Genomic DNA, 23559 nt, shown 5'->3' with positions numbered 1-23559 from the left:
ATAACGAGGTTTACAATGTCAATTATTGATGAATGGGCTGAACGCCATATTGAACAAGCACTACAAAAAGGTGAGCTATCATCACTTAAAGGTGAAGGTAAACCGCTGATCATTGATGATAATAGTCATGTACCTGAGTCACTTAGAGCTAGCTATCATTTGTTAAAAAATGCAGGTTTCTTACCTCCTGAAATGCAAGATAGAAAAGAAGCATTATCTCTAGCCGAAATCCTAAGTACGCTGAATGAAGCAGGAGAAGAGCATGAATCACTACAAAAGCGTTTAGTATTGCTTGAATTAAAATTACAACAAGCAGGTTTAGATACTCAGTTTTTACATGCAGACTATGCTACACAACTAACAGAAAAATTGGCAAATCATAAAAAAGAAGTAGATCAAAAATAATGAAATATCAGAATAGAAAAAGCCTATACATCCTTGTATAAGCTTTTTTCATCGCAGAAAATTAACCTGCTGTTGGAGAATAGTACGTTGGTGAGCCAGGCCCTACAGGTAAGTTAAATACAAATACCCATAAGTAGAATAATAATGACCAACCAATTAAGAAAATAATAGAATATGGCAACATCATAGAGATCATAGTACCAATCCCCGTGTCTTTCTTATATTTTGTTGCAACGGCTAATATCAAACCAAAATAACTCATCATTGGTGTAATGATATTAGTAACAGAATCTCCTATTCGATAGGCTGCTTGAATTGTCTCTGGCGCATAGCCTGCAAGCATTAACATTGGTACAAAGATAGGTGCTGTAACCGCCCATTGTGCTGATGCTGAACCAATCATTAAGTTAATAAATGCACAGATTAAAATAAAGCCTAAAAATAGTAATCCACTCGGCATATCAATACTATTAAGTAGTGCTGCACCCTTAACAGCAATAACCTGACCGATGTTTGTCCAACCAAAGAATGCAACAAACTGAGCCGCAAAGAAAATAATGACTAAATAGAGCCCAAGCGTACTCATCGAATTAGCCATAGCATCAACGATATCTTTATCTGTACGCATTGTTTTAGCAATCCATCCATAAACAATACCCGGAATTGCAAAGAATAAGAAAATAAAGACAACAATAGATTTTAAGAAAGGAGAATTGCCAATTAACCCTGTCTCTTGGTTTCTCAATATGCCATTTTCAGGAACAACCGTTAACGCTAAAATCACCCCCATAACAATAAAGGTTCCTGTTGCAGCCCATAATGCTTTCTTTTCTAGGGGCGTGACTTCAGCAGCATTCCTTAAATCATTTTCTTCATCATCAAGTTCGTTACCGTTATAAGGCCCTAGCTGAGGCTCAACGATTTTTTCTGTAATGAAGTAACCTAAGAAAGTAATAAGGAATGTACTGACAAACATAAAGTACCAGTTTGCTTCAGCACCAACGATATAAGCTGGATCTATAATGCGCGCTGCTTGTTGCGTAATACCTGATAATAACGGATCTATCGTTCCTAAGAGTAAGTTAGCAGAATAACCACCTGAAACCCCTGCAAATGCAGCCGCTAGACCAGCAAGAGGATGCCGTCCTAACGAATGGAAGATAATTGCTGATAACGGTATCAGTACGACATAACCTAATTCAGCCGCAGTATTAGACATAATACCTGCAAAAACAATTGCCATAGTGGTCATTTTACGAGGTGCTTTCATTACCACTAAACGCATAACCGCAGATAATAAACCTGCACGTTCAGCAATACCGACACCTAATAATGCCACCAGCACCGTACCTAATGGTGCAAACCCTGTAAAGTTTGTGACAACATTTGCCAATATACGACGAATACCATCTGCATCTAACAAACTAATAATGTGGATATAGCCATCTTCTGCGCGTCCTTTGGCACCTTCCGGCCGAGGATCTTGTACCGTAACACCGAAGTATTCGCCAACGGCAGAAGAGACAAGTAAAATAGCAATTAAAATAATAAATAAAATGACGGGATGGGGTAGCGCATTTCCTAGCCATTCCACTGTGCGTAGAAAGCGACTGCCTCCCTGTTTTTTTGTTTGCATCATTTATCCTTTTTATAAAAAAACAGAAAATGCACAGTACACAACCCTTTTTGTTATGACTATCTGTTAATCCTATTTATAAGCATCTTATTTAGGATAAATATCAGTATAAAATTATCAGGTTAAATATTTTTTACCTTAATAAACAACAAAATAAAAGAAAATTACACAATTACAAATCACTTACATTAAAATTAATTTATAATATCTAAAATTAAAAAATGTGCATAAGGTAACATTTTTTAACATAATTATGATTATTTATTAACCTAAAGCAGATAAAAACACCTTAAATTAATAATCAGAAACGATTAAACACTCAGGCAAACCTGATAGTAACGGTCGTAATTACTATAAGAGAAAAAATAATGACGAATAAACAGTCAGATTAGGTTAAAACTTTAGATTATTTGTAACATTAGTAAGTGATTTTGCAGTAGATATTAAACGTATTAATATACATAAATGAAGAATTGCTGATCTAAAAAAGAAAATTAGAAATCGTAAAATAAATATTTGAAAGAATGTCGCAGATATTTGAAAGATAAAATGTGATATTTACAATTCCATCGTGCATGTGCGCGCCGAGCTCTTTTCGTCCCCCATGGAACCCCTTTCTGATTTTTTGTTTGACTCTTGCAGTTGCCAGACCGCAAGATGTTTTAACAAATTAAAAAGGAGTTAATAGCTTATTCAAAGCTGAAAGCTTTACGGGCTCCCCCAGCCTTGCAGGGGTTTTCTATGAACAAAAAAAGGGCAGGGATGTCCCTGCCTTACCAATTTGGTAATCAATCAAAGAATAAAAATACGCATTAAAACACCAAGTTTGAGTATCCTCTAGCGATATGCACTAGTATGAAAAAACATCAGGTGTTGCTTCAGCGATGATATTGCTACATTTATCAATGCGCGAATTTTCTGATGAGGATTTTGGTATAAAACAATCTTCAAAAAACCAATAAATAGGTGTATTAAGATAATTGGCTAATAAAACAAGATAACTTAAATCAATTTTATTCATGCCTCGCTCATATCGAGAGAATTGCTGTTGGCTTACACCAATTTTTTTAGCAATTTGCATACCGGTGTAACCTAATTCTTTACGCTTTTTCTGAATTCGTTTTCCAACTAACGCATTAACATTAATATCTGTAAAATCGTAATTCATCATATATTCACCTATTATCATGATTAAGGCATCGTTAAAATAATTGAGCCCGAACCAGAGAAATAGCCCGGTGCAACGCGACCATTCGTGTGTAAAATTGATTTAACCTCTACAGGTATGGTTCCATTTGCAGGAACATTAATTACTGTACCTTTTTCACCAGGATAATTATCAAGAAACAAATCGGCATAAAGGCTATTATCAGGTCGCAATGGTACTCGGCCACTGTCTGAGCCTGATGCAATAACCAGAACTTTCATAGCTAAATTACAAGTCACATTAATATTTTTAGCTCGTGTTGCATTTTCTAAACTCGCTTCGTCAATATCACCATAATTAAGGTTTACAGCTCCTTCTGTTATTTTGCATGCACCAACAGGTGGTGGCGCAATCCCACATAGTGATCCCGGTAATAAACGTCCATTTGGTGACCAGCCTCCTTCCTTAGATTCATAAAATAGCCCGACACATTCTTGATTTGAGGTAAGCGGATCACCAACATGTCGTGCTGTGCCTTGTATTGGAAAACTTTCCATTCGCATTACCGCATCACGAACGCCAGCTAAATAAGGCTCTTTTTCAACACGGACAATGCTTCTTACCGCCGATCCTGGAGAACCATTAGCATCATGCTTATGGTTAATTGTTATCCAGCATTGACTCCAACCATAACAAGGATTTGGAGTGTAAGGATCTTCAGGATCCCAGCGTTGAATAACATAGGTATAGGTTGCATTTGCTGGTGTTCCTGTTGATTTGGTTATATAAGAAAAGATGGATGCCATCGCAGGCGCTGAAAACAGCAAACCTATTGCAATACATAAAGCTGGAAGTCGCTTTAATATGGACATATAAAACCTCAACCCTAATAATTAGTCATAATTCAAATGGAATGTGGCAATCGCACTAAATGGGCCGCGTTTAATGGATTGGTTAGCAATCGCATCTGGCTCCCCTTGAATAAAGGCATAAAAATTTAAAATCGTGTCATCCGCATTTAATGACATTTTGTCTGTTTCTTTATTAACAGGTAGCGCATTTCCATTTTCAGATTCCAAACCAACAGCAATACCCGACGCTTGACTACTTGGGCTAATTGCTAAAAAACCTTGCCCTGCCATGGCTTGATTTTCATCACCTTTGAAGGTGATCTTGACACTTTTACCAATCGTTAAATCACATTCAGACAAGCGTATTTGAAACAACTTGCTTGGTGTTCTTTGATACGCATAAAGGTTTTTGTCCGGAATATTGCCAAAATCTAACTCAACAGTTTCGTCACCGGGTTTTATGGTGCAAGGCTCGTCAACTAATATGCCGTGAAAACGCATATTGTCCGGCGCTGAAAAAGCAGTTGATGTTAATCCCGTAAATGTAACTAGACCCAATATGAACGGGATCGATAATCTTTTAATATTCATCAATACGCTCCTATTGGTATTCAGCAAGTAGTGTTGCCGAAACTTCAAATGCACCTTCAGGCAAAGTGCTACCGGGTCTTTTAACGGGCACCGCTTGGATCACAGGTGGATTATCCGGTGATATCGCAATACGCTCGTTTAATTTAAAAGGCTTACCATCTTGCGTTAGATGAATACCTAGATCTGGAATATTGGTTTGTAGCGCAGCTTCATCAAACTGTGTTTTAGGGCCAATAATAGAAAGCCCTAAATCCCAACCTTTTAAATTTGGATCACAGACCAATCGATAATTCACTGATTCGGTATAGTTAATGCCATCTACTTTATGAATACCTACATTGTGCCCAAAATAGACATCAATCAGTTCGTTGTTACTAATGACACAAGGAGGCGGTACTAATAAAGTGCCATATAATTTCATATTAGGTGCGTCTGCACTCATGACAGAATAAGAATTCAGTAATGCAATCAGACATATGTACTTTAATTTATTCATCTTCTGACCTCTTACTGATAATCCACATGCAGTGTGCCACTTGCGACAAAATCACCACCCACTAAGACTTCATTCTGATCACGAACTGGAATTGCTTCTAATTCAGGTAAGTTGGGATAGGTAAAATTCACCGCCTTACCTAAATCTAATAAGTTTCCCTGATACAGAATGCGCACCCCCAACCCCGTAATATTTGTTTGTAGCGCATTTGAATCGAATCCAGTTGCGCCACCCGTAATATAAACTTTCATGGCATTGGTTGGCATTTTTTGGCAAGTTGCTGTGTAGTGGATAGGCTCTTTATAACGAACACCATCAATACGTGTACTCATCACCTCACCAAAATTAACTTCGATCATTTTGCCGTCATTAATTAAGCAAGGCGGTGGCGCAATGACATTCCCTGAAATATTGATATAAACGATTCCAGGAATAACATCTTTCACCGCTCTAGCGGGTAAATTCGCAACAGCAGTAAAACTTAGGCCTCCAGTAAACGTTGCCAAAATAAGAATCAACACTGCTTTGCTTAGGCTAAACCGCTGTTCCATTTTCATAAAATAGACCTATTAGTTTCCTGCTGATGTTTCTGTAACTTTGCATTCATTGCCATTACAAGTGAATTTCATCTGTGGACGTCCACCATAATCATTGATGTAACTGAGTACAGGTGATGCCCCAAACGCAGAAGCATGCAGATTTATCGTTCCTGTACTTTTAGGGGCAATCATGATCGGTTCAAAACCATCGAGGCTTTTTCCTTGTAACCCTGTTAACCCATCCACTAATGTCACGTAATAAGGTGTTGGGTTATTCACTTCATAGCGATCACCTTTCTTTATTAAGGTAATTTTTTCCTGCCAAGGATGGGTGAGATCCGTTTGTGTGGCATAAATCGATGCTGGGCGATAAAACAACTTAATTCGTGTTTGTAATGCAATTTGCAACACGTTAGGTTTATCACTACGAGGTGGAATTTCACGCAAGTTAAAATAGAAAACGCTTTCTCTATCTTGTGGTAATTTGGCAATATCGGGTAAGGACTGCACTTTTACTTGGCTTTTATCACCCGGCTCAATACGCTGAATAGGCGGTAAAACTAATAATGGACTGTCAATACGTTCTCCATTTTCATTTTCCATCCAGCCTTGAGCCAAATAAGGTAGCTCTTTATTTTGATTACTGACATTTAAGCTAATAGATTTATCAGCACCATTAAAAATGACACGCGTTCTATCTAAAGCAATCGCAGCAAGGGCTTGACTAGTAAAGACCATTCCAGTCAATAAAGTGGTTGTTACAATGAATAAGCGCTTTGATAACATCATCTTAAATTACTCTTTTTGTCTGAAATTATTTTTATCTTTCCCTTCTTTCCTAACCTTATTTCGTAATCAGTTGAGGTTTAGGTAAGGGCTCTGTTCTTTGATTAATTGTCGAAGGTGTTGATTCACCATCACTACAAGTCAGTAATAATGAAGACATAAATACCCCTTCAACTAATGTTGGTATACGGACTTTGCACTGATCTTGCCCATTCCAACGTACACTCAATACATCATCACTGTTAATCCCAGTCAGATAGACATTCCCTCCATCATTGACAATACCAAGCTCACGCCCTTTCTCGGTTGTGACACTGGCACCAAATGGCGGATAAGTTCCATCTTGTAAGCGAATGACAGCCATGGCTTTTTGTCCCGATATCACATCAAAGTGACGGTAGCCTATTGCGCCTTCTGTTAGGGTAAGTTGCTGAATTGAGCGTAATGCTTCAGCGTTATCAGGCATCTGATCAAGGTCGATGCTGGCACTACTACGGTAATAATCATTGATATCAGGCAGTACCGCTTTACCAAAAGCATTAGTACGAGTAATCGCGCCGATACTTTTCACTGGTACATCTGAAATACCATCAGTATCAACCAGTAAACGGGTACTACCAGTACGACTTGTACGGTGTAATGCACCACCTTTTGGTGTTAAAGTTGCCCCACCTTGTAGTGATAATGTCGCTGATGTGTATTCACCATTAATATGGCTCGCACTAGCAGTGACCAATGCAGCATCAGCATAATGCATGATATAGGCATCTGCAGATGGTTTACCGTTACTGCTTAAACCAGCACCAACACGATAGCTACTATTGTCATCAATACGATCGTAATAACTGACATTATGTGAATTACCGTGTTTATTAATCACCGTGTTGTAGCTAATGGTTGCACGATCGCTCCAAGGCATGCTGACATTCATATAAACACCATTATCATTGGTGCCATTGAATTTATTGCGAAACGCCGACAGACTAAGGTTGATATTTTTAAAGCTACCAATATCCATCGTTTTAGCTAATGACAAGTTATAGTTATCGTTATTAGGCTTATTCCAATAAGTCTGATGACTATAGTTTAAGTAAGCACTCAATCCCCATTCAGGGAACTGCTTACTAAACATAATGGTATAAAGCTCTTTATTGTTATCTTCTTCACCGTCACGATAACGGCGATCTAAATATTGATTCATACTCATAAAGTCACGTTCAGAGAATCGATAGCCTGCGAACGTCACTTGGCTATTTATTTGTTCAAAACGTTTTGAGTAACTTAAGCGATAAGAACCACCGTGATAACGCTTGTTATCATTTGGTATTTTGGCCCAAGAATGTGTCGCATCAAAAGAGATAGCCCCCAGCACCATTAGGTCACGACCAATACCTGCAGAAACCGAGTTATAATCGCCCGAGACTAATGAACCACCATAAAGTGACCAACCGTTACTGATCCCCCATGAGAATTCACCCATACCAAAAATAGGACCTTCCATATTACGGTCCATATCCGACGGTTTACCCGCAGATAATTTATATTGCACTCGGCCAGGACGTGTTAAATAAGGAATACTTGCTGTATCCATTTGGAATTCTTGAACAGATCCATCTTGCTCTTCAATACGTACATCTAATTTGCCACTCACTGCATCATTGATGTCTTGAATGCGAAACGGTCCTGGAGCAACCTGAGTTTCATAGATCACACGGCCTTGCTGACTAATTGTCACTTTCGCATTCGTTTTTGCCACACCCGTTACTTCAGGGGCATATCCTCTTAAGTTAGGTGGCAGCATATTGTCATCCGTAGACAAGTTAACCCCAGTAAAACGGAAGTTATCGAAAATATCAGAACGTGAGTAAGTCTCCCCCATCACTAGGCGAGCCCCTAATTGCGTGATTGCTCTATAAAGATAAAGCTGATTCCATTTCCAACTATTTTCAGTGCTATCAGGAAGCCCCGTTGTATGCTGATAACTTGCTTGCCAATCGGCACGGAAACGCCAAACACCAAGGTTTGCTCCCACGGTTCCTAAGCCTGTAACTTGTTGGCGCTGTTTTCCATTAGCGGGATCGGTCACATTAGCATTAACGTTATAGTCAAACAGTACTCCTGAGATACCATGATCCCACCGAGAAGGTGGATCCCAGTTTGGTGCCGAATATTCAAGATACGCTTGAGGGATCGTAAGAATAAGATTGCCATTTCCCAGACTTGCATTTACCGTCATTCCGGGAATAGAAGAGATATCAAGACAACTTCCATTATCTTGATATTTAACTTTTTCAGCCCATTCAGGTTTGAGCCCTATTTGATGGATCAATTCTGGCGGTAAGCAAGCCTCACTGCCTTTGGGATCATTGGCTGGTACAACATAGTTAATGTTGTAAAGTTCAGGAAGTTCATTATTATTTACGCGAACAACAAATTCATATCGGCCGGGCATAATATAGCCAGCACGAGAGAAATCTGATAAGTCGATATTTTGCTTATCTTTTAGATCCAAAATATCGGCATTAAATTCAATATCACTATTTGCTAAAGCTGAACTTGAAATACCGGAAATGCCAGTAATAATTAAATAGATCAGTACAGCAACAGGCCGAATAGTATGTTGTTTTTTCTTTTTTTCCGTCCCTAAACCAACGGTTTTGAATGTTCTAACCATAAGTTATCCAACCCGATCCATTTAATAATATTCCAGCTTAAATCGCAGCGTTGTTCTGTAATTTCCAGCTTTGGGTATTTCGTTATTTTTGACTATTCGCGCTTGGTAAAGTAACGCCATTGATTTGGAATCAATACCAACAGGAGGTAATGGCTTACCTGGAATTGCTCTCCTACCATAACGATCAGCTATCGCTAATGACGCACCTTTTGCTTCACCAAAAAGTGCAAAATTACCATTCTCGCTAGAGGGACCTTCAAACGTTGCAATAAAACGAGGGTTGTCCGCTTCCTGACCTTTTTGTTCAATTAGCGTACATTCCGTTAATCTGATAGAAAAATACTCAATAGGTCCTTGCCCTTCAGTTACTAGCATTGGAATAGAAACGATTGTCAGTGGAATAACTTGTTCACCACTTCCTGCTGCAATCGTGCAAGATGGTTCTAAGATCGAGCCTGAAAGATTAAGTACCCCAAATCGCTGATGCATGTTTTTATCTTGTTTTACATCACTCGCTACTGCTGTTGTCATCAGTAAGCTGGCAATAAGGCTTAGCCATAGTGGTGTCATCTTGCGATTCATATTTTTCTCCGTAAGAAAAAAATCGTTAAAAATAGACACAGGAAATAAAGCTCTGTACATCCTTGTACAGAACTTATTTTTTCTTACTGATAAGTCAGTGCGAAAGTTGCGATTGCAGTGAAGTCACCAGGAACAGCGGCTGCAGCAGAAGAACCTTGTAAGTAAGCAGCAAAGTTCAGATCGTTATTACCATCACGTAATGTTTGAGCAGCACTTGGTGTACCTAATTTGATTTGTTTACCACCTGCATCGGTGATAACAACAGCAGCATTTTTAGCGATACCTTCAATACCTAAAGAGCCTGCTAAGATGTCTGCATCTTCTGAACCAGTGAAAGTTGTTTGAACAGTTTTATAAGTTTCTGTTGTGCAATTCTCTAAAGTGATTTTAAAATCACGAGAATTACTACGGCCACCATCTTTTAATGCAGCTGTAGAAATTTGACCTAATGGAACAGTTTGATTTTCTGAATCAGGATGAATAGAACAAGGTGCATCAATAATTGAACCAACAAATTTAACAGTACCGTGACCTTGATCAGCAGCAAATGCAGAACCTGCAGCAACAGATAAACCTAAGCCAAGAACTAACGCTAATTTATTTAATTTCATCTTTTTGTTTCCTAAAATATAAAGGATGAAGACATTAAAAATAATAAATTCATTAGGATTGAATTATTCCTAATTGAATGACTCATTTATTGAGTTTTTGAATTTTGGTATATTGATGCCTGTCCTAAACGCAATTAAATATCGTTAGAAACAAAACAAAATACACCAAATTGTTTTGTTAAAAATTTTCATCTCGAAACTAGACTTATTTAGATGATCTTTCTTTAAATATCAAAAAAAAGAGTTTATAATTCTAAGTGCAAATACTATAATTTGTGAAAAAAGTAAAAAAATTTATTTCAGGATTTTAAACAAAGTAACCAATCATGTTTGTTTTTTAAAATAATGATAAATATCAATATGTTAATTAAAGTAAGATATATAGTTAATATTAAATTTGACTTAAGTGCGAAGCCAGAGAATAATAGTAAACAATTTGGTGTATTCTGTTTATTTCTCTAAAGATGTCTGAATTCCTCTCTTTATTTATTTTTCACTTTTTCAATCAATAGCTTTTATTTTTCAAAAATTAATAATCTTTCGATAAACTTGTTTAAAATGAACAAGTAAAAGTGAAAGCATAAAAAAAATATAATCCTTTATTGATGCATATTACTTGTTATAGTTATGCAACAATTGACTTTTGTTCCTTGTTATCTCATTGAAAAGGTTATGAAAAATGAAGCAACGCAAGTTTCTTACACGTTTTGAGATCAATTCTATTTTGAAACAAGCAAAGGAAGGACGGTATCCAGAAAGAGATTACTGCATGTTTTTAATGTGTTTTTTACATGGATTTCGCGTTAGTGAGTTATGTAAGTTAACCCTCAGCGATATTGATTTGGAAAGTAGGATACTCTATGTCAGACGTTTGAAAGGAGGGCTATCTACAACACAACCAATTATAGAAGATGAGTATGAAGCGTTAGTTAACTGGTTGAAAAAACGGGAAACATGGAGAGAAGCTGATTCTGAATGGGTGTTTTTATCTCAAAAAACAGGCCCAATTTCGCGTCAACAAGTTTATGGATTACTTCGCCGTTTAGGTAAAAAAGCTAATGTATCTATTATTCCTCACCCTCATATGCTACGCCATGCGTGTGGCTATGCCTTAGCTGATTTGGGGCGAGATACACGTCTAATTCAAGATTATTTAGGACATCGTAATATTTCACATACTGTTATCTATACTGCAAGTAATTCAAAACGTTTTTTTCACATTTGGGATGCAATAAATTAACAATTACTTTTTTATTAATATATACAATGAGGATTAATACTCTAAATAGAATAAGCTATATTTTTTCAATAAGAATAAAGTTAATTTTTATATAATTAATAAAATTAGGAATTGTTTTATACTAAAATAAATAACTGCGATTATAGATATTAATAGATTATTAATAATTACTTTTCAATTATGAAATGACTTAATATAGGTATTCTTTTTTTGATTATCTTTATTGGTTAGTAATAAGTTTGATATTAGTAATTATTTATTAATAATACTAAACATTTATCGTTCAAATTTTGAGCGAGAAATAATGACTTAATTTAAAGGTAACTTTAATTCTTTAACTTATATTCATTTGCATACCATACACACGCTTTCATATCTCACTATCCCCAGCGTTATCGTTAGGGGATAGTTATGAATTACCTTAAAAACACCATTATCCTTTTACACAAACAACCTGTCGTAGTGTATGAACTATCTCAACAAGTGATAACTGCGCCTTCATAACCGCATCAATATCCTTATAAGCCATGGGAATTTCATCAATCACATCTTTATCTTTTCGACATTCCACATGTGCAGTTGCTCTCATTTGGTCTTCAACACTAAAGGTTTTTTTCGCTGCTGTTCGACTCATTACGCGTCCTGCACCATGACTACATGAACAGAAACTTTCAGCATTTCCTTTTCCTCTCACAATAAAACTTTTAGCGCCCATTGAGCCAGGGATTATTCCCATTTCACCTTTTTGAGCCGAAACAGCGCCTTTTCGAGTCACCAGCACTTCTTCACCAAAGTGCATTTCCTTTTGCACATAATTATGGTGGCAATTTACCGCCTGTTGTTGTGTTGTAAAAGGCTTAGCTATTTGTGTTGATAATGCCGCCAACACGTGTTCCATCATAATTTCACGGTTATGTCGGGCAAAATCCTGTGCCCATTCTACGGCTTCTATATAGTCATCATAGAAAAGTGTCCCTTCTCTTAAATATGCTAAGTTTCTATCTGGCAAGTTAGCGATATGTTCCCTCATATCTTCTTGTGCCATTTGTATAAATAGCGTACCGATAGCATTACCGACGCCACGAGAGCCACTATGTAACATGACCCAAACATTATCTGATTCATCAAGGCACAACTCGATAAAGTGATTCCCTGTTCCTAATGTTCCAAGATGATGATAGTTATTCGTATTTCGCAAACGTGGGTACTTATCAGTTAACACCTTAAAACGCCCTTCAAGTTGTTGCCAATGCTGATCAACAAGTTTAGGCGGGTTCTTCCATGAACCACGATCGTTCCCTGATTGATAACTTGTTCTTCCATGAGGTACTGCTCTTTCTATTGCCGTTCTTATGGCAAATAAATTATCAGGCAGATCATTTGCGTGTAATGATGTTTTCACCGCTATCATTCCACAACCGATATCCACACCAACAGCTGCCGGAATAATCGCACCTTGGGTTGGGATAACACTGCCTATTGTTGAACCTTTTCCTAAGTGAACATCAGGCATGACCGCCATATGTTTAAAGATAAAAGGCATCTTAGCGGTATTGATAAGCTGCTTTAGAGCATCAGCCTCAACAGGCACACCATTTGTCCACATTTTAATTTCAGCAGTCCCTACTTCTTTTACTATTTGGTGATCCAATATCATGCTTATGCTCCTTTAATTTGTACTAACCCGTTTAATACTTGGTCTAAACCGCCATAAACGGAAATCTTATCAATACGTTCTGCAATACGTTCTACGGTTTCTAGCTCTTTTAACCGTAAGGCTACAGGATTGTTTTCCATCACTTTTGCCGTATTTAATAGAGAACGCGTTGCGGATGTTTCTTCTCTTCGACGAATAACATTAGCCTGAGCTGATTTTTCTGCCTCAACCACTTGCGCTAAAATCGTTTTCATTTCACCCGGTAAAACAATATCTTTTACCCCTAATGAAGCCACTTCAATACCATATCCTTGAGTGACTTCACTGATTTTTTCACTGACTAAACTATCTATCAGGCTTTTATTTTCTAATAATTCATCCAGCGTTCTTGTTCCTACTGCTTCGCGTAAAGCAAATTGCAACTCTTTATATAAAAACTCCAATGGTGAAGCTAATTGTTGATATGCTAAAAGTACGTCGCTATAACGCCAGTTAGCCGATAAATTAATACGCAGTGTCACTTTGTCTTTTGTTAAGATCTCCTGTCCACTCACATCCAGTGTTTGTAAACGCATATCGACTACTTCAACATCCACTTTATGCTGATAACGCCAATAGCCTTTTAATCCCGGTGGCAATAACGCTTGTGTTTCCCCATTGATCCGAATAACACCATTATGCCAAGCAGGAATATCCACATTGAGGATCCCTTCACTTCCTTTTATGACTTGATTTCGTAATTTAGGATGCTGGAGTTTTTTCATCAACATTGAAGATACTTCAAGTTCATCGATAGATACTATTTCTAGAGAACGGTCGGCATAACGCCAATATAAACGTCGTGTTCCTGGTGCTAAGATCTCTTTTAAAGAGCCGTTTTCATATAAAAGGCCAATCTCTTCATCCGATAACACAATATCAAAACCATACTCAGCTACCCATTTAGGATAATATTGACGTAAAAATTCGGCTTTCTCGCTTTCTAATGCCCCCCCATTTAAAGGGAAGAGATCTACACTGAGCTGACGCCCAAAATCAAAAAACTTATGCTCACCTGCTGTTAGCACATCAATGTACTCATCTTTTTTCTTTAAAAGTGCTAACTGCCCCTGTTTTACCACTATTGTTGTTTTTATCATTTTTCGTTCCTTCTTCTTTTATTCTTCTTTATATAGTGCAATTTATCGTGACTTACTTTTCCACGGGCAAGCTTTGCGAAACTGAAAGGAAAACAAGAGAGGAACGATACTTTGTTTGTCTCTTCTTCTGCTATCAATCCAGCTCAGTTGCTGGTGGATAAGTAAGGTGACGGTGCAGCTGTCACAACGATTTTTTTATTTAATTTTACATTTGGATTTGTAATGGTTTTGGTGTCAGGAATCGAACCTGAAAATAACCCTCTTCACCTACAGAGTCTCGATGTGGAGGAACACATTTAGATAACACGACAGAGTGTTCTTTATGTGCCTACCAGATTTAAAATCTGCTCAAGACAGTAATAACATTGCCAATATCGTGCCAAGTTTTAAAAAAACACCAAAAATATTTTTAATTCATTGTTTTTATTAATTAAATTATTTTTAGTGTTATTTTTAGATATTTACCCATTAAATTAAAAACAACAGAACCCTATCTTTTTATCTATATATTTATAAAAATAGATAAAAAATAAGTAGGGATAACTTAATGAAACGCAAAGTAGTGATTGGTGTTTTAGGCACAACATTAGATAAAAGAGGTAAAAGCCATAAAAGGTGGAATTCATGGCGCCCAACTATTTCCATTTGTCATCAAAAGGATTTTCCTGTTAGCCGATTAGTGATGATCCACCAGCCTAATGATTCAATGTTAGCGTCAAAAATCACTGAAGATATTCATACCATTTCACCTGATACTGAGGTGTGGCCTTATGAAATTGATATTTGTGATCCGTGGGATCTTGAAGAAGTTTACAGCCATTTTCTTGATTTTGCCGTGAATTATCCATTTGATACTGAAAATGAAGAATATTATGTGCATATCACAACGGGAACACATATTGCTCAAATTTGTTGGTTTCTACTGACAGAAGCACACTACTTGCCAGCAAAACTATTACAAACCTCACCCACATCTAAAATAGAAAATAAAGACGGTGTGAAAACCATACAGTCAGCTACGGGCAGTTATGCCATTATTGACCTTGATTTAAGTCGTTATACAAAATTAACGAGCCGGTTTGAGCACTACCATAATGAGTCACTCTCTTTTTTAAAATCGGGGATTGCCACACGTAATGAACGCTTCAATACTTTAATTGCTCAGATTGAACGAGTCGCATTGCGCTCTTTTGCTCCTATTCTATTAACTGGTCCCACTGGTGCTGGAAAATCATTTCTTGCTCAACGTATTTATGAATTACGACAATCACGCCATTTTGTAAAAGGGCGTTTTATCGCTGTTAACTGCGCCACTTTGCGAGGAGACAATGCGATGTCCACTTTATTTGGACATGTAAAAGGTGCATTTACAGGGGCATTACAAGCCAGACATGGCTTATTAAGAGAAGCAGATAAAGGGATTTTATTTCTTGATGAAATTGCAGAATTAGGACTTGATGAGCAAGCGATGCTACTTAAAGCAATAGAAGAAAAATCTTTTTATCCTTATGGTTCAGATACTGAGGTACAAAGTGATTTTCAGCTAATCGCAGGAACACATCGTGATATGGACAAGCAAATTGCAAAAGGACTTTTTCGTGAAGATCTCTATGCAAGGATCAACTTATGGTCTTTTTCACTACCTGGTCTAGCCGATCGTAAAGAGGATATTGAGCCTAATATCGATTATGAATTGCATCACTTTACAAAACGCCATCAAAAGGTAATCCGTTTTAACTCTGATGCGAAATCTCACTATATTCGGTTTGCCACATCTGAACAGGCATTATGGCGTGGTAATTTTCGTGAACTTAGTGCTAGTATAACGCGAATGGCAACACTTGCCGAAAATGGTCGTATTACTCTAGCACTTGTTGAGGAAGAAATTAGCCGTTTAAGACAAAATTGGGGAATAACTTCTTCTTTATTAAAAGATCAGGATATCGATCTTTTCGATCTCAGCCAACTGAATACGGTTATCAAAACTTGCCAGCAATCATCAACTCTCTCAGAAGCCGGTAGAAAACTTTTCGCAGTATCAAGACAAAATAAAAAACAGCCCAACGATGCCGATCGCCTACGCAAATACCTTGCGAAATTTGATTTAAGCTGGGAACAAATTCAACATGGAGAATAATATTTCATTATGGAGCTCATTTTTTTAGGCACTAATGCTGGTGTTCCTTCTAAAGATCGGAACGTCACAAGTATGGTGCTTGATTTACAAAATAAACAAAAAAGTATGTGGATGTTCGATTGTGGTGAAGCGACACAACATCAGATACTGCATACCCGCGTGAAACTACCGCGTTTAAATAAAATTTTTATTACCCATTTGCATGGCGATCATATTTTTGGTTTACCAGGATTACTTTGTAGTCGCTCAATGGGGGGAACAGAAACACTTTTAACAGTGTATGGCCCTACGGGTATAAAAGCTTTTATAGAAACAGCGCTGACATTAAGTCAATCCTATTTAACTTACCCTATTAATATTATTGAGATTGACGAAGCTGGTTTTCTGTTTGAAGAAGAAGGAATGAAAGTCAGTTGTGAAGCGCTTTCTCATCCAGTACCTTGTTTTGGCTATCGCTTAGAAGAAGAAAATAGCCCCGGTAAACTCGATGCTCAGAAGCTAAAAGCTGAAAATATTCCGACCGGCCCTTGGTTACAAGAGTTAAAACAAGGCAAAACTATTACGTTGCCCGATGGCAGAGTCATTGATGGCCAAGAATATATCGGCCCTGAAATAAAAGGACGCTGTATTGCTATTTTTGGTGATACACAACCCACTCCGGATGCATTAAAACTAGCAAATAATGCAGATGTTATTGTGCATGAAGCAACGTTTAAGCATGAAATGGCAGAACAAGCCAATAGTCGCGGGCATTCAACTACAGTACAAGCTGCAACATTAGCAAAAGACGCTAATGTCAAAAAGTTGATTATTACCCATCTTAGTAGCCGCTATTTACCCGAAGAGTGCGTTGAGTTACTCAATGAATGCCAACACGTTTTTAGCCATACTGAAATTGCGTCTGATTTTGCTGTGTTTAAGTTATAGTTCTACGACTAGAAAGTAACAATAGCGACATTATGTCGCCATTGTTACTCTACAGCATTCACCTAATCATCGATTTGTATTTTAATTAATTATTCTGCAGTGGTGCGGTACGTTTTATCTTGCCATCTTGCAAAATAAAATTCACTTTCCCATCCCAAAATTCAGCTAAAAAAACATCTTCAGGCTTATCAATATGCTGGTTTTTCATTTCTTCTTGTAACCATGCTTCATCTTTTTCTATTTGTACTAATTCTGAAGTACGGATAACGCCATCTTTCATCACTATCAAGGATGGCATTTTAGCACCGTCACACACTACCGTAATTTGTCCATCAGGTTCAATTTGCGCATAATTGACCTCTTGAAACGAATGAATACCTTGAGCATGAAGACGAGACGTTATGTTTAAAATATCTATTTTATTCTTTTTCTCCATGATGTTTTCCATTATAAACTCGCCGTTCTTTATAATAGGAATAGGATTGCCAATCGTCACCGCACGGAAAAAGTTGAATCGCTTACTAATATAATTAAGCAAAGAGATAAAACAGACACCAATTAAAAAGACGATAATATATTGATAAAGAGGGATTGCATCGGTATAAATTACCCCTCCCATAATGCCACCAAGGACAAAATTGCCAATAAAATCAATAGGTGTTAATTGAGAGAGTTGTGTTTTACCCGATAAATTCATATGGGCTAATATGATAGTAAAACCAATAATAAATTTAATAATAACCAGAAAGTAATATTCCATTTTTGTCTCACATTTCCAATAACTTCTGCACTTATTATAAAGCAGAAAATCTCACCTAGATAAAAATTTAAATTATTTTTGATGATATTTGACTAAGAAAAAACACTTAATATACTTAGGTTTGTTGATTTTAAGACTCATACTATACTTATTAGGATAGCTTATCCGTAAAATCTTATTCGGATTCAGAACTCAATAGCTTCTCGCCTTTTCTATTTCTTACGCGGGATTTCACTGAATTGTTTTTAAACTCACATTTTGGAGAAAAAAATGAATAAAAAACTACTTACTTCATTGGTTCTAGCGGGTCTTGTCACTATTACAGCAGGTTGTGATGATTCATCTAAGAAAGTCGATGATAGCATTGATAAAGCAAAAGAAACCGCTACTCAAGTCACTGAAACAGCGCAAGATAAAGCCAATGAATTGACTGAACAAGCCAAAGATAAAGCTGCCGACTTGAAAGAAAATGCATCAGCAAAATCAGATGAATTGACACAACAAGCTCAAGAGCTAAAAGATAAAGCTGAACAAAAAGCCGCTGAGTTAAAAGATGCGAGTGCTAACAAAGCTGAAGAAATAAAGCAAAGCCTAGAAGCTGAAAGTAATAAATTATCTGAAAAAGCCGCAGAGCTAAAACAAGATGCAAGCAAAGCAGCAGATAACCTGATGCAAGAAACAGATAAAAAGATTGATCAACTGAAAGGTGACGCGTCAAAAACCAGCGATGATGTAAAACAACAAGCTCAAGAGACTGAAAATAAAGCAATTGATAAAGCGGATCAATTAACTGATCAAGCCAAACAAAAAATTGATGATTTAAAAACTGAAAACAAATAATCCGATTTCAGTTTTTTTGATGAATTGAGAGCCAGTGAACTTTCACTGGCTTTTTTTGTATAAAAAAAAGCCAAGGGTTGATCGTTTAAGCAAAAAATGTAACCATGTTCTCCTTTTTTCAACAGGAGAAACCTATTAAAGAGCGAAAGCATCTAGAATATAAAGTTATTAATAAATTGATTTAATTGTATTTTTCTTCATCTTGCGGAAAAAATAATTTACTTCCGTTCTTTTATAAAACATTTATCCAATTTTGTGTTTTATTCAAATTTTCTTATGAACTTTTCTTTTCTGGTAATACAAGCAATCAGATAATGGGTAGCGAAAAGTCTCTTTCTAAGAAAATAACTATAAATAGGTTAACTATGAGTCAACAAAACGATATAACCCCTCAAAAAAAAGTTAGGATGAAAATTAATCCTCCCGTTTTTTATACATCAGCGTTGTTAATTTTACTGGTCGTTGGTTTCTCTGCGTTATTTCCTGAGTTAGCTAATGATAAATTAGGTCATCTTCAGGAAAATCTCTTCAGAAACGCGAGCTGGTTCTACATTCTAGCCGTTGCATTGGTTTTGCTGAGTGTGACTTATTTAGGGCTTTCCCGCTTTGGTGAAATCAAGTTAGGGCCTGATCATGCTCGCCCTCACTTTAGTTACTTTGCTTGGTTTGCCATGCTCTTTTCAGCAGGTATGGGGATCGGCTTAATGTTCTTTGGTGTTGCCGAACCTGTTATGCATTACCTAATGCCTCCGACTGGCGAAGCTCAAACCGTAGAAGCCGCGAAAGAAGCGATGCGATTAACCTTTTTCCACTGGGGATTACATGCATGGGCAATTTACGCCATTGTCGCATTGATCTTAGCTTTCTTCTCTTATCGCCATGGTTTACCGTTAACACTACGCTCTGCACTTTATCCAATTATTGGTGATCGCATATATGGCCCAATTGGTCATGCTGTTGATATTTTCGCTGTGATGGGAACCGTATTTGGTGTCGCAACCTCCCTTGGCTTTGGTGTTCTGCAAGTTAATGCGGGTTTAAATCACCTCTTTAATGTACCAATTAATCCAACCATTCAAGTAATATTGATTGTAGTGATAACAGGGCTTGCAACCATTTCTGTTGTATCTGGGTTAGAGAAAGGGATCCGCTTTTTATCTGAACTTAACTTAGGATTGGCGGTTATTCTTCTTTTATTAGTCATTACTCTCGGCCCAACCGTATTGATATTAAAATCATTTGTTGAAAATACGGGGGGATATCTATCCGAAATTGTCAGTAAAACTTTTAATCTTTACGCATATGAACCCAAATCGAGTGATTGGTTAGGGGGATGGACACTGCTTTATTGGGGATGGTGGTTATCATGGTCTCCATTTGTAGGGATGTTTATTGCCCGCATTTCTCGAGGCCGTACTATTCGTGAGTTTGTTGTCGGTGTCCTGTTTGTTCCCGCTGGCTTCACTTTACTTTGGATGACCGTTTTTGGTAACACTGCGATCCATTTAATCAAAGATAAAGGTGCAGAAGTCCTCGCCAATATCGTACAACAAGATGTGTCATTGGCTTTATTTGAGTTCTTAAATTATTTCCCATTCTCGTCTGTTTTATCCTTCGTTGCGATGTTGATGGTAATCGTCTTCTTTGTGACTTCAGCAGACTCAGGCGCTATGGTTGTTGATACTTTAGCTTCTGGCGGTGATAGCGAAACGCCAGTATGGCAACGTATTTTCTGGGCTGCCTTAATGGGTATCTCTGCAATTACTTTATTATTAGCGGGTGGTTTGACTGCACTACAAACAGTAACTATTGCAAGTGCACTCCCCTTCTCAATAGTATTGCTTGCTTCTATTTATGGACTGATAAAAGCATTGCGAGTGGATGTATATAAACGTGATAGTCAACAGTTAACTACGATTGCACCACCAGCCAGTCGTAATCCAATCCCTTGGCAACGTCGTTTAAGAAATATTGCCTATTTTCCTAAACGCTCTCATGTAAAACGTTTTATGGATGAAGTCATTCAACCCTCAATGGAAATGGTCTCTGCTGAGTTAAGTAAACAAGCAACACAATGCTATATCCATAACGAAGAAGATGATCGCATTGGCTTCGAAGTCGATTTAGGCGATGACATGAATTTCTTCTATGAAGTTCGCCTGCGTTTTTATACTCAACCGGCCTTTGCTTTAGCAGGATTAAGTGATGAAGAAAGAGACGAAGAGCATAAATATTATCGTGCTGAAATTCATTTAAAAGAAGGTGGGCAAGATTATGATGTAATGGGTTGGACGAAAGAACAAATCATTCACGATATTCTTGATCAGTATGAAAAACACATTCACTTCTTGCATGTATTAGGTAAGCAATAATTTTATCTGCATGACAGCAACAAAAAGGAGATGCTATGACATCTCCTTTTTTCTTATCAAATAATTTATTTCTCTGATTGTTCAATATCATCTAAGTTAAGTGCAATCAGCTCTTTTAATAATCCGGATAACCGTTGTAGTTTTTCAGTCGAAAACTTTTGCTCAAGTAATTGATAACCTTCTTCAATTTTAGGCTGAATTTTATCGTATAAACTTTGCCCATTAGCAGAAAGTGAAACAAAAAGTTTACGTTGGTCACTTATCGGTTTTAAACGACAAATTAGCTCGTCTCTTTCCATTCTAATAAGAATACCCGTTAGACTTGGTCGAAGAATACACGATTTTTGCGCTAATTCGTGGAAATCAATAGAACGTTTATCCGCAAGTACACGAATGATACGCCACTGCTGTTCTGTCAGATTATGCTCTTTGAGAACAGGTCGAAAAAAACCCATCGCAGATTCCCGTGCTTGTAATAGCGCGATAGTTAATGATTCATGCATAATCAAGAAGCTCTTTATATGGTGTTATAGGTGAAATGACAAAATATCACTCAATATAGACAGTGAAAAAATACCGCTGTTTATAGTTTATAAATGGCTATATTCTAAGAATAGACTAATTGTTACAATTATTCATATTAACAAATAAATAAAGTTGACTCAATTTTTGCAATTTTCTTCCCTTTCTGCAATTTATCACCCATGCCCCTTTTCAGAGCTAAATTCATCTTCCACAACATCTTGAGCTATTCACAATTTTTATAAATTGGCAATTTGTGTTATCTCTTTATCAACCCAAAAAAGTAGCTTGATTTGCCTATTATCCTACTTCTAAATTAGGAATAATGTCGCTTAGCGATAAGGTTGTCTCACAGTTTTTGAGATAAAGTTAATGGGTTGTAACAAAGAAAGATTGCTATCTTTGTTCATGCGCGGTAGCGTTACAGCTTTTAAACAACGCAACAAAGAGACCGGCAATAGCATTACAACTTTGTTAGCGGAGTAGTCAGATGATTTTTATAGTTATCTAACTAATAAATTATTTTAAGTGAAGACGCCCACAGACGAGAAGTCTGGCAGTAGGAGTAAATAATGTCTGAGGAAAAACAGGCTAACCCACTTTTTCGGGATGCAATGGCAAGCTTAGGTGCTGCAGTCAATATCGTGGCAACAAATGGCGATGCGGGTTGTTGTGGCTTAACAGCAACTGCGGTATGTTCTGTTACTGATAACCCACCTACCGTAATGGTTTGCATCAATAGTAAAAGTCAGATGAACTCTATTTTTCAAGAAAATGGAAAATTAAGCATCAATATATTAAATCATGAGCAAGAAGAAATGGCATGTCATTTCGCCGGAATGACAGGGCTCGCGATGGCAGATCGCTTTACCCAACCAGGATGGCAAAATGGACAATTACAACAACCTGTATTAACAAATGCACTTGCCTGCCTAGAAGGTGATATTCATGATGTACGCCAAATCGGTACTCATTTTGTTTATATGACCGAAATTAAGACTATTTCAGTACGTGAAGATGGTGATGGACTTATTTATTTCAAACGTCGTTTCCATTCTGTTAAAAATAAACAAGTCCCTATCCCTGCTTAAATTTCACTTATTTTACCTCACGATAAAAACGCACTTTTAATAAGGGCGTTTTTATTGACTATAATCACACCATAAAATTAAATATTTATTTATATTAAATGAATACTTATTTAATAGGATAGCATTAGCTAACTTTTAGACACTTATTAAACATTTATTAACATCTGTTTGTTATAAAAGAATAATTTTTAATTATAATAAAAAATTTCTTTCTAGAATCAATCAGTCACATAATCAAAAATATTTTCTCTCTACCTTTCCCCTTTATCTTTATTTAATTTACTAAGATTAAAATATAAACAAATAATAATTCCATTGATTGTATTTTATACAAAAAATCAATTAAATGACTTTATTTGAAAATAAACTAATGAATATTTTTTTCAATCTGGTATTAATCTTACCCACAGTGTGATCAACCTTTGAGAAGTCATTTCATCAATATATTAGTCTACTCGACTTGCTGATTACCTTCTTAAATTTGCAAACATCACTCTAAATACGACAGATAATGTTACCGTCGTGTAACATTCCTCGTGAATGTGAGTAAATAACA

The 23559-nt window shown here is 36.8% G+C and carries 21 protein-coding genes; 7 read left to right on the top strand and 14 right to left on the bottom strand.

The annotated features are described in order from the left end of the window. Positions 1-15 precede the first annotated feature (15 nt). Entirely contained in the window at positions 16-405 is a 390-nt protein-coding gene (locus GWI59_RS16840; RefSeq protein WP_072063561.1) for a DUF1992 domain-containing protein, read from the top strand. A 61-nt stretch (positions 406-466) separates the two neighbouring features. On the opposite strand, the gene GWI59_RS16835 is transcribed toward GWI59_RS16840, so the two are convergent. The 10 genes from GWI59_RS16835 to GWI59_RS16790 form a co-directional block, all read right to left on the bottom strand. Further along, positions 467-2041 (bottom strand): AbgT family transporter, encoded by a 1575-nt coding sequence (locus GWI59_RS16835; RefSeq protein ID WP_072063562.1) that lies wholly within the window; start codon positions 2039-2041, stop codon positions 467-469. Positions 2042-2891: 850 nt separating this feature from the next. Then, on the bottom strand, positions 2892-3212 hold the full coding sequence (locus GWI59_RS16830) for a helix-turn-helix domain-containing protein (RefSeq protein ID WP_109399221.1): 321 nt from the start codon (positions 3210-3212) through the stop codon (positions 2892-2894). 20 nt (positions 3213-3232) lie between these two features. Further along, the gene (locus GWI59_RS16825) at positions 3233-4060 is read right to left on the bottom strand and encodes an MrpH family fimbial adhesin (RefSeq protein ID WP_072063564.1); all 828 of its coding nucleotides are present in this window, start codon (positions 4058-4060) and stop codon (positions 3233-3235) included. A 21-nt stretch (positions 4061-4081) separates the two neighbouring features. Further along, a complete protein-coding gene (locus GWI59_RS16820) occupies positions 4082-4630 on the bottom strand; it encodes a fimbrial protein (protein WP_006534892.1) in 549 nt (182 codons plus the stop codon). A 10-nt stretch (positions 4631-4640) separates the two neighbouring features. Further along, entirely contained in the window at positions 4641-5126 is a 486-nt protein-coding gene (locus GWI59_RS16815; RefSeq protein ID WP_072063565.1) for a fimbrial protein, read from the bottom strand. An 11-nt stretch (positions 5127-5137) separates the two neighbouring features. Further along, positions 5138-5683 (bottom strand): fimbrial protein, encoded by a 546-nt coding sequence (locus GWI59_RS16810; RefSeq protein WP_006534894.1) that lies wholly within the window; start codon positions 5681-5683, stop codon positions 5138-5140. Positions 5684-5695: 12 nt separating this feature from the next. Then, complete coding sequence (locus GWI59_RS16805; RefSeq protein WP_036911923.1) at positions 5696-6454, bottom strand: fimbria/pilus periplasmic chaperone; 759 nt, start codon at positions 6452-6454, stop codon at positions 5696-5698. Between the two features lie 55 nt (positions 6455-6509). Beyond that, complete coding sequence (locus GWI59_RS16800) at positions 6510-9125, bottom strand: outer membrane usher protein (RefSeq protein ID WP_161671318.1); 2616 nt, start codon at positions 9123-9125, stop codon at positions 6510-6512. A 21-nt stretch (positions 9126-9146) separates the two neighbouring features. Next, positions 9147-9707 (bottom strand): fimbrial protein, encoded by a 561-nt coding sequence (locus GWI59_RS16795; protein WP_109399223.1) that lies wholly within the window; start codon positions 9705-9707, stop codon positions 9147-9149. A gap of 83 nt (positions 9708-9790) precedes the next feature. Continuing rightward, positions 9791-10318 (bottom strand): fimbrial protein, encoded by a 528-nt coding sequence (locus tag GWI59_RS16790; RefSeq protein WP_006534899.1) that lies wholly within the window; start codon positions 10316-10318, stop codon positions 9791-9793. A gap of 679 nt (positions 10319-10997) precedes the next feature. On the opposite strand from GWI59_RS16790, the gene mrpI reads away from it, so the two are divergent. Next, positions 10998-11558 carry a phase variation DNA invertase MrpI gene (gene mrpI, locus GWI59_RS16785; RefSeq protein ID WP_006534900.1) on the top strand — a complete coding sequence of 187 codons (561 nt, stop codon included), beginning with the start codon at positions 10998-11000 and terminating at the stop codon, positions 11556-11558. Positions 11559-11991: 433 nt separating this feature from the next. Here mrpI and GWI59_RS16780 read toward each other — a convergent pair whose 3' ends face one another. Both GWI59_RS16780 and GWI59_RS16775 read right to left on the bottom strand, forming a co-directional pair. Then, entirely contained in the window at positions 11992-13215 is a 1224-nt protein-coding gene (locus GWI59_RS16780) for an RtcB family protein (RefSeq protein ID WP_161725132.1), read from the bottom strand. 2 nt (positions 13216-13217) lie between these two features. Continuing rightward, positions 13218-14351 (bottom strand): slipin family protein, encoded by a 1134-nt coding sequence (locus GWI59_RS16775; RefSeq protein ID WP_167426101.1) that lies wholly within the window; start codon positions 14349-14351, stop codon positions 13218-13220. Positions 14352-14901: 550 nt separating this feature from the next. On the opposite strand from GWI59_RS16775, the gene rtcR reads away from it, so the two are divergent. Then, positions 14902-16491, top strand: a complete 1590-nt coding sequence (rtcR, locus tag GWI59_RS16770; protein WP_109847833.1) for an RNA repair transcriptional activator RtcR — start codon at positions 14902-14904, stop codon at positions 16489-16491. 9 nt (positions 16492-16500) lie between these two features. After that, the gene (gene rnz, locus GWI59_RS16765) at positions 16501-17418 is read left to right on the top strand and encodes a ribonuclease Z (RefSeq protein WP_109847834.1); all 918 of its coding nucleotides are present in this window, start codon (positions 16501-16503) and stop codon (positions 17416-17418) included. Positions 17419-17503: 85 nt separating this feature from the next. Here rnz and GWI59_RS16760 read toward each other — a convergent pair whose 3' ends face one another. Beyond that, positions 17504-18178 (bottom strand): DUF421 domain-containing protein, encoded by a 675-nt coding sequence (locus tag GWI59_RS16760; RefSeq protein WP_072063573.1) that lies wholly within the window; start codon positions 18176-18178, stop codon positions 17504-17506. 270 nt (positions 18179-18448) lie between these two features. Between GWI59_RS16760 and GWI59_RS16755 the strand changes: the two genes are divergently transcribed. Both GWI59_RS16755 and betT read left to right on the top strand, forming a co-directional pair. Continuing rightward, a complete protein-coding gene (locus GWI59_RS16755) occupies positions 18449-19018 on the top strand; it encodes a hypothetical protein (protein ID WP_006534909.1) in 570 nt (189 codons plus the stop codon). A 365-nt stretch (positions 19019-19383) separates the two neighbouring features. After that, positions 19384-21390 (top strand): choline BCCT transporter BetT, encoded by a 2007-nt coding sequence (gene betT / locus GWI59_RS16750; protein WP_072063574.1) that lies wholly within the window; start codon positions 19384-19386, stop codon positions 21388-21390. 65 nt (positions 21391-21455) lie between these two features. On the opposite strand, the gene hpaR is transcribed toward betT, so the two are convergent. Continuing rightward, positions 21456-21893 (bottom strand): homoprotocatechuate degradation operon regulator HpaR, encoded by a 438-nt coding sequence (hpaR, locus tag GWI59_RS16745; RefSeq protein ID WP_006534911.1) that lies wholly within the window; start codon positions 21891-21893, stop codon positions 21456-21458. Positions 21894-22484: 591 nt separating this feature from the next. Here hpaR and hpaC point away from each other — a divergent pair. Beyond that, the gene (hpaC, locus tag GWI59_RS16740) at positions 22485-23003 is read left to right on the top strand and encodes a 4-hydroxyphenylacetate 3-monooxygenase, reductase component (RefSeq protein WP_072063575.1); all 519 of its coding nucleotides are present in this window, start codon (positions 22485-22487) and stop codon (positions 23001-23003) included. Positions 23004-23559: the final 556 nt, after the last annotated feature.

Origin of the sequence: Proteus sp. G2673, from assembly GCF_009915125.1 — a bacterium.
In the GTDB taxonomy this organism is placed as follows: Bacteria; Pseudomonadota; Gammaproteobacteria; order Enterobacterales; family Enterobacteriaceae; genus Proteus; species Proteus penneri.
This window is presented reverse-complemented; position numbering and strand designations above follow the sequence as displayed.

Excerpts from the sequence above, each read along its gene's own strand:
- GWI59_RS16840 (WP_072063561.1), top strand. The coding sequence starts at position 16 with ATGTCAATTATTGATGAATGGGCTGAACGCCATATTGAACAAGCACTA.
- GWI59_RS16835 (WP_072063562.1), bottom strand. The coding sequence starts at position 2,041 with ATGCAAACAAAAAAACAGGGAGGCAGTCGCTTTCTACGCACAGTGGAA.
- GWI59_RS16830 (WP_109399221.1), bottom strand. The coding sequence starts at position 3,212 with ATGATGAATTACGATTTTACAGATATTAATGTTAATGCGTTAGTTGGA.
- GWI59_RS16825 (WP_072063564.1), bottom strand. The coding sequence starts at position 4,060 with ATGTCCATATTAAAGCGACTTCCAGCTTTATGTATTGCAATAGGTTTG.
- GWI59_RS16820 (WP_006534892.1), bottom strand. The coding sequence starts at position 4,630 with ATGAATATTAAAAGATTATCGATCCCGTTCATATTGGGTCTAGTTACA.
- GWI59_RS16815 (WP_072063565.1), bottom strand. The coding sequence starts at position 5,126 with ATGAATAAATTAAAGTACATATGTCTGATTGCATTACTGAATTCTTAT.
- GWI59_RS16810 (WP_006534894.1), bottom strand. The coding sequence starts at position 5,683 with ATGAAAATGGAACAGCGGTTTAGCCTAAGCAAAGCAGTGTTGATTCTT.
- GWI59_RS16805 (WP_036911923.1), bottom strand. The coding sequence starts at position 6,454 with ATGATGTTATCAAAGCGCTTATTCATTGTAACAACCACTTTATTGACT.
- GWI59_RS16800 (WP_161671318.1), bottom strand. The coding sequence starts at position 9,125 with ATGGTTAGAACATTCAAAACCGTTGGTTTAGGGACGGAAAAAAAGAAA.
- GWI59_RS16795 (WP_109399223.1), bottom strand. The coding sequence starts at position 9,707 with ATGAATCGCAAGATGACACCACTATGGCTAAGCCTTATTGCCAGCTTA.
- GWI59_RS16790 (WP_006534899.1), bottom strand. The coding sequence starts at position 10,318 with ATGAAATTAAATAAATTAGCGTTAGTTCTTGGCTTAGGTTTATCTGTT.
- mrpI (WP_006534900.1), top strand. The coding sequence starts at position 10,998 with ATGAAGCAACGCAAGTTTCTTACACGTTTTGAGATCAATTCTATTTTG.
- GWI59_RS16780 (WP_161725132.1), bottom strand. The coding sequence starts at position 13,215 with ATGATATTGGATCACCAAATAGTAAAAGAAGTAGGGACTGCTGAAATT.
- rtcR (WP_109847833.1), top strand. The coding sequence starts at position 14,902 with ATGAAACGCAAAGTAGTGATTGGTGTTTTAGGCACAACATTAGATAAA.
- rnz (WP_109847834.1), top strand. The coding sequence starts at position 16,501 with ATGGAGCTCATTTTTTTAGGCACTAATGCTGGTGTTCCTTCTAAAGAT.
- GWI59_RS16760 (WP_072063573.1), bottom strand. The coding sequence starts at position 18,178 with ATGGAATATTACTTTCTGGTTATTATTAAATTTATTATTGGTTTTACT.
- GWI59_RS16755 (WP_006534909.1), top strand. The coding sequence starts at position 18,449 with ATGAATAAAAAACTACTTACTTCATTGGTTCTAGCGGGTCTTGTCACT.
- betT (WP_072063574.1), top strand. The coding sequence starts at position 19,384 with ATGAGTCAACAAAACGATATAACCCCTCAAAAAAAAGTTAGGATGAAA.
- hpaR (WP_006534911.1), bottom strand. The coding sequence starts at position 21,893 with ATGCATGAATCATTAACTATCGCGCTATTACAAGCACGGGAATCTGCG.
- hpaC (WP_072063575.1), top strand. The coding sequence starts at position 22,485 with ATGTCTGAGGAAAAACAGGCTAACCCACTTTTTCGGGATGCAATGGCA.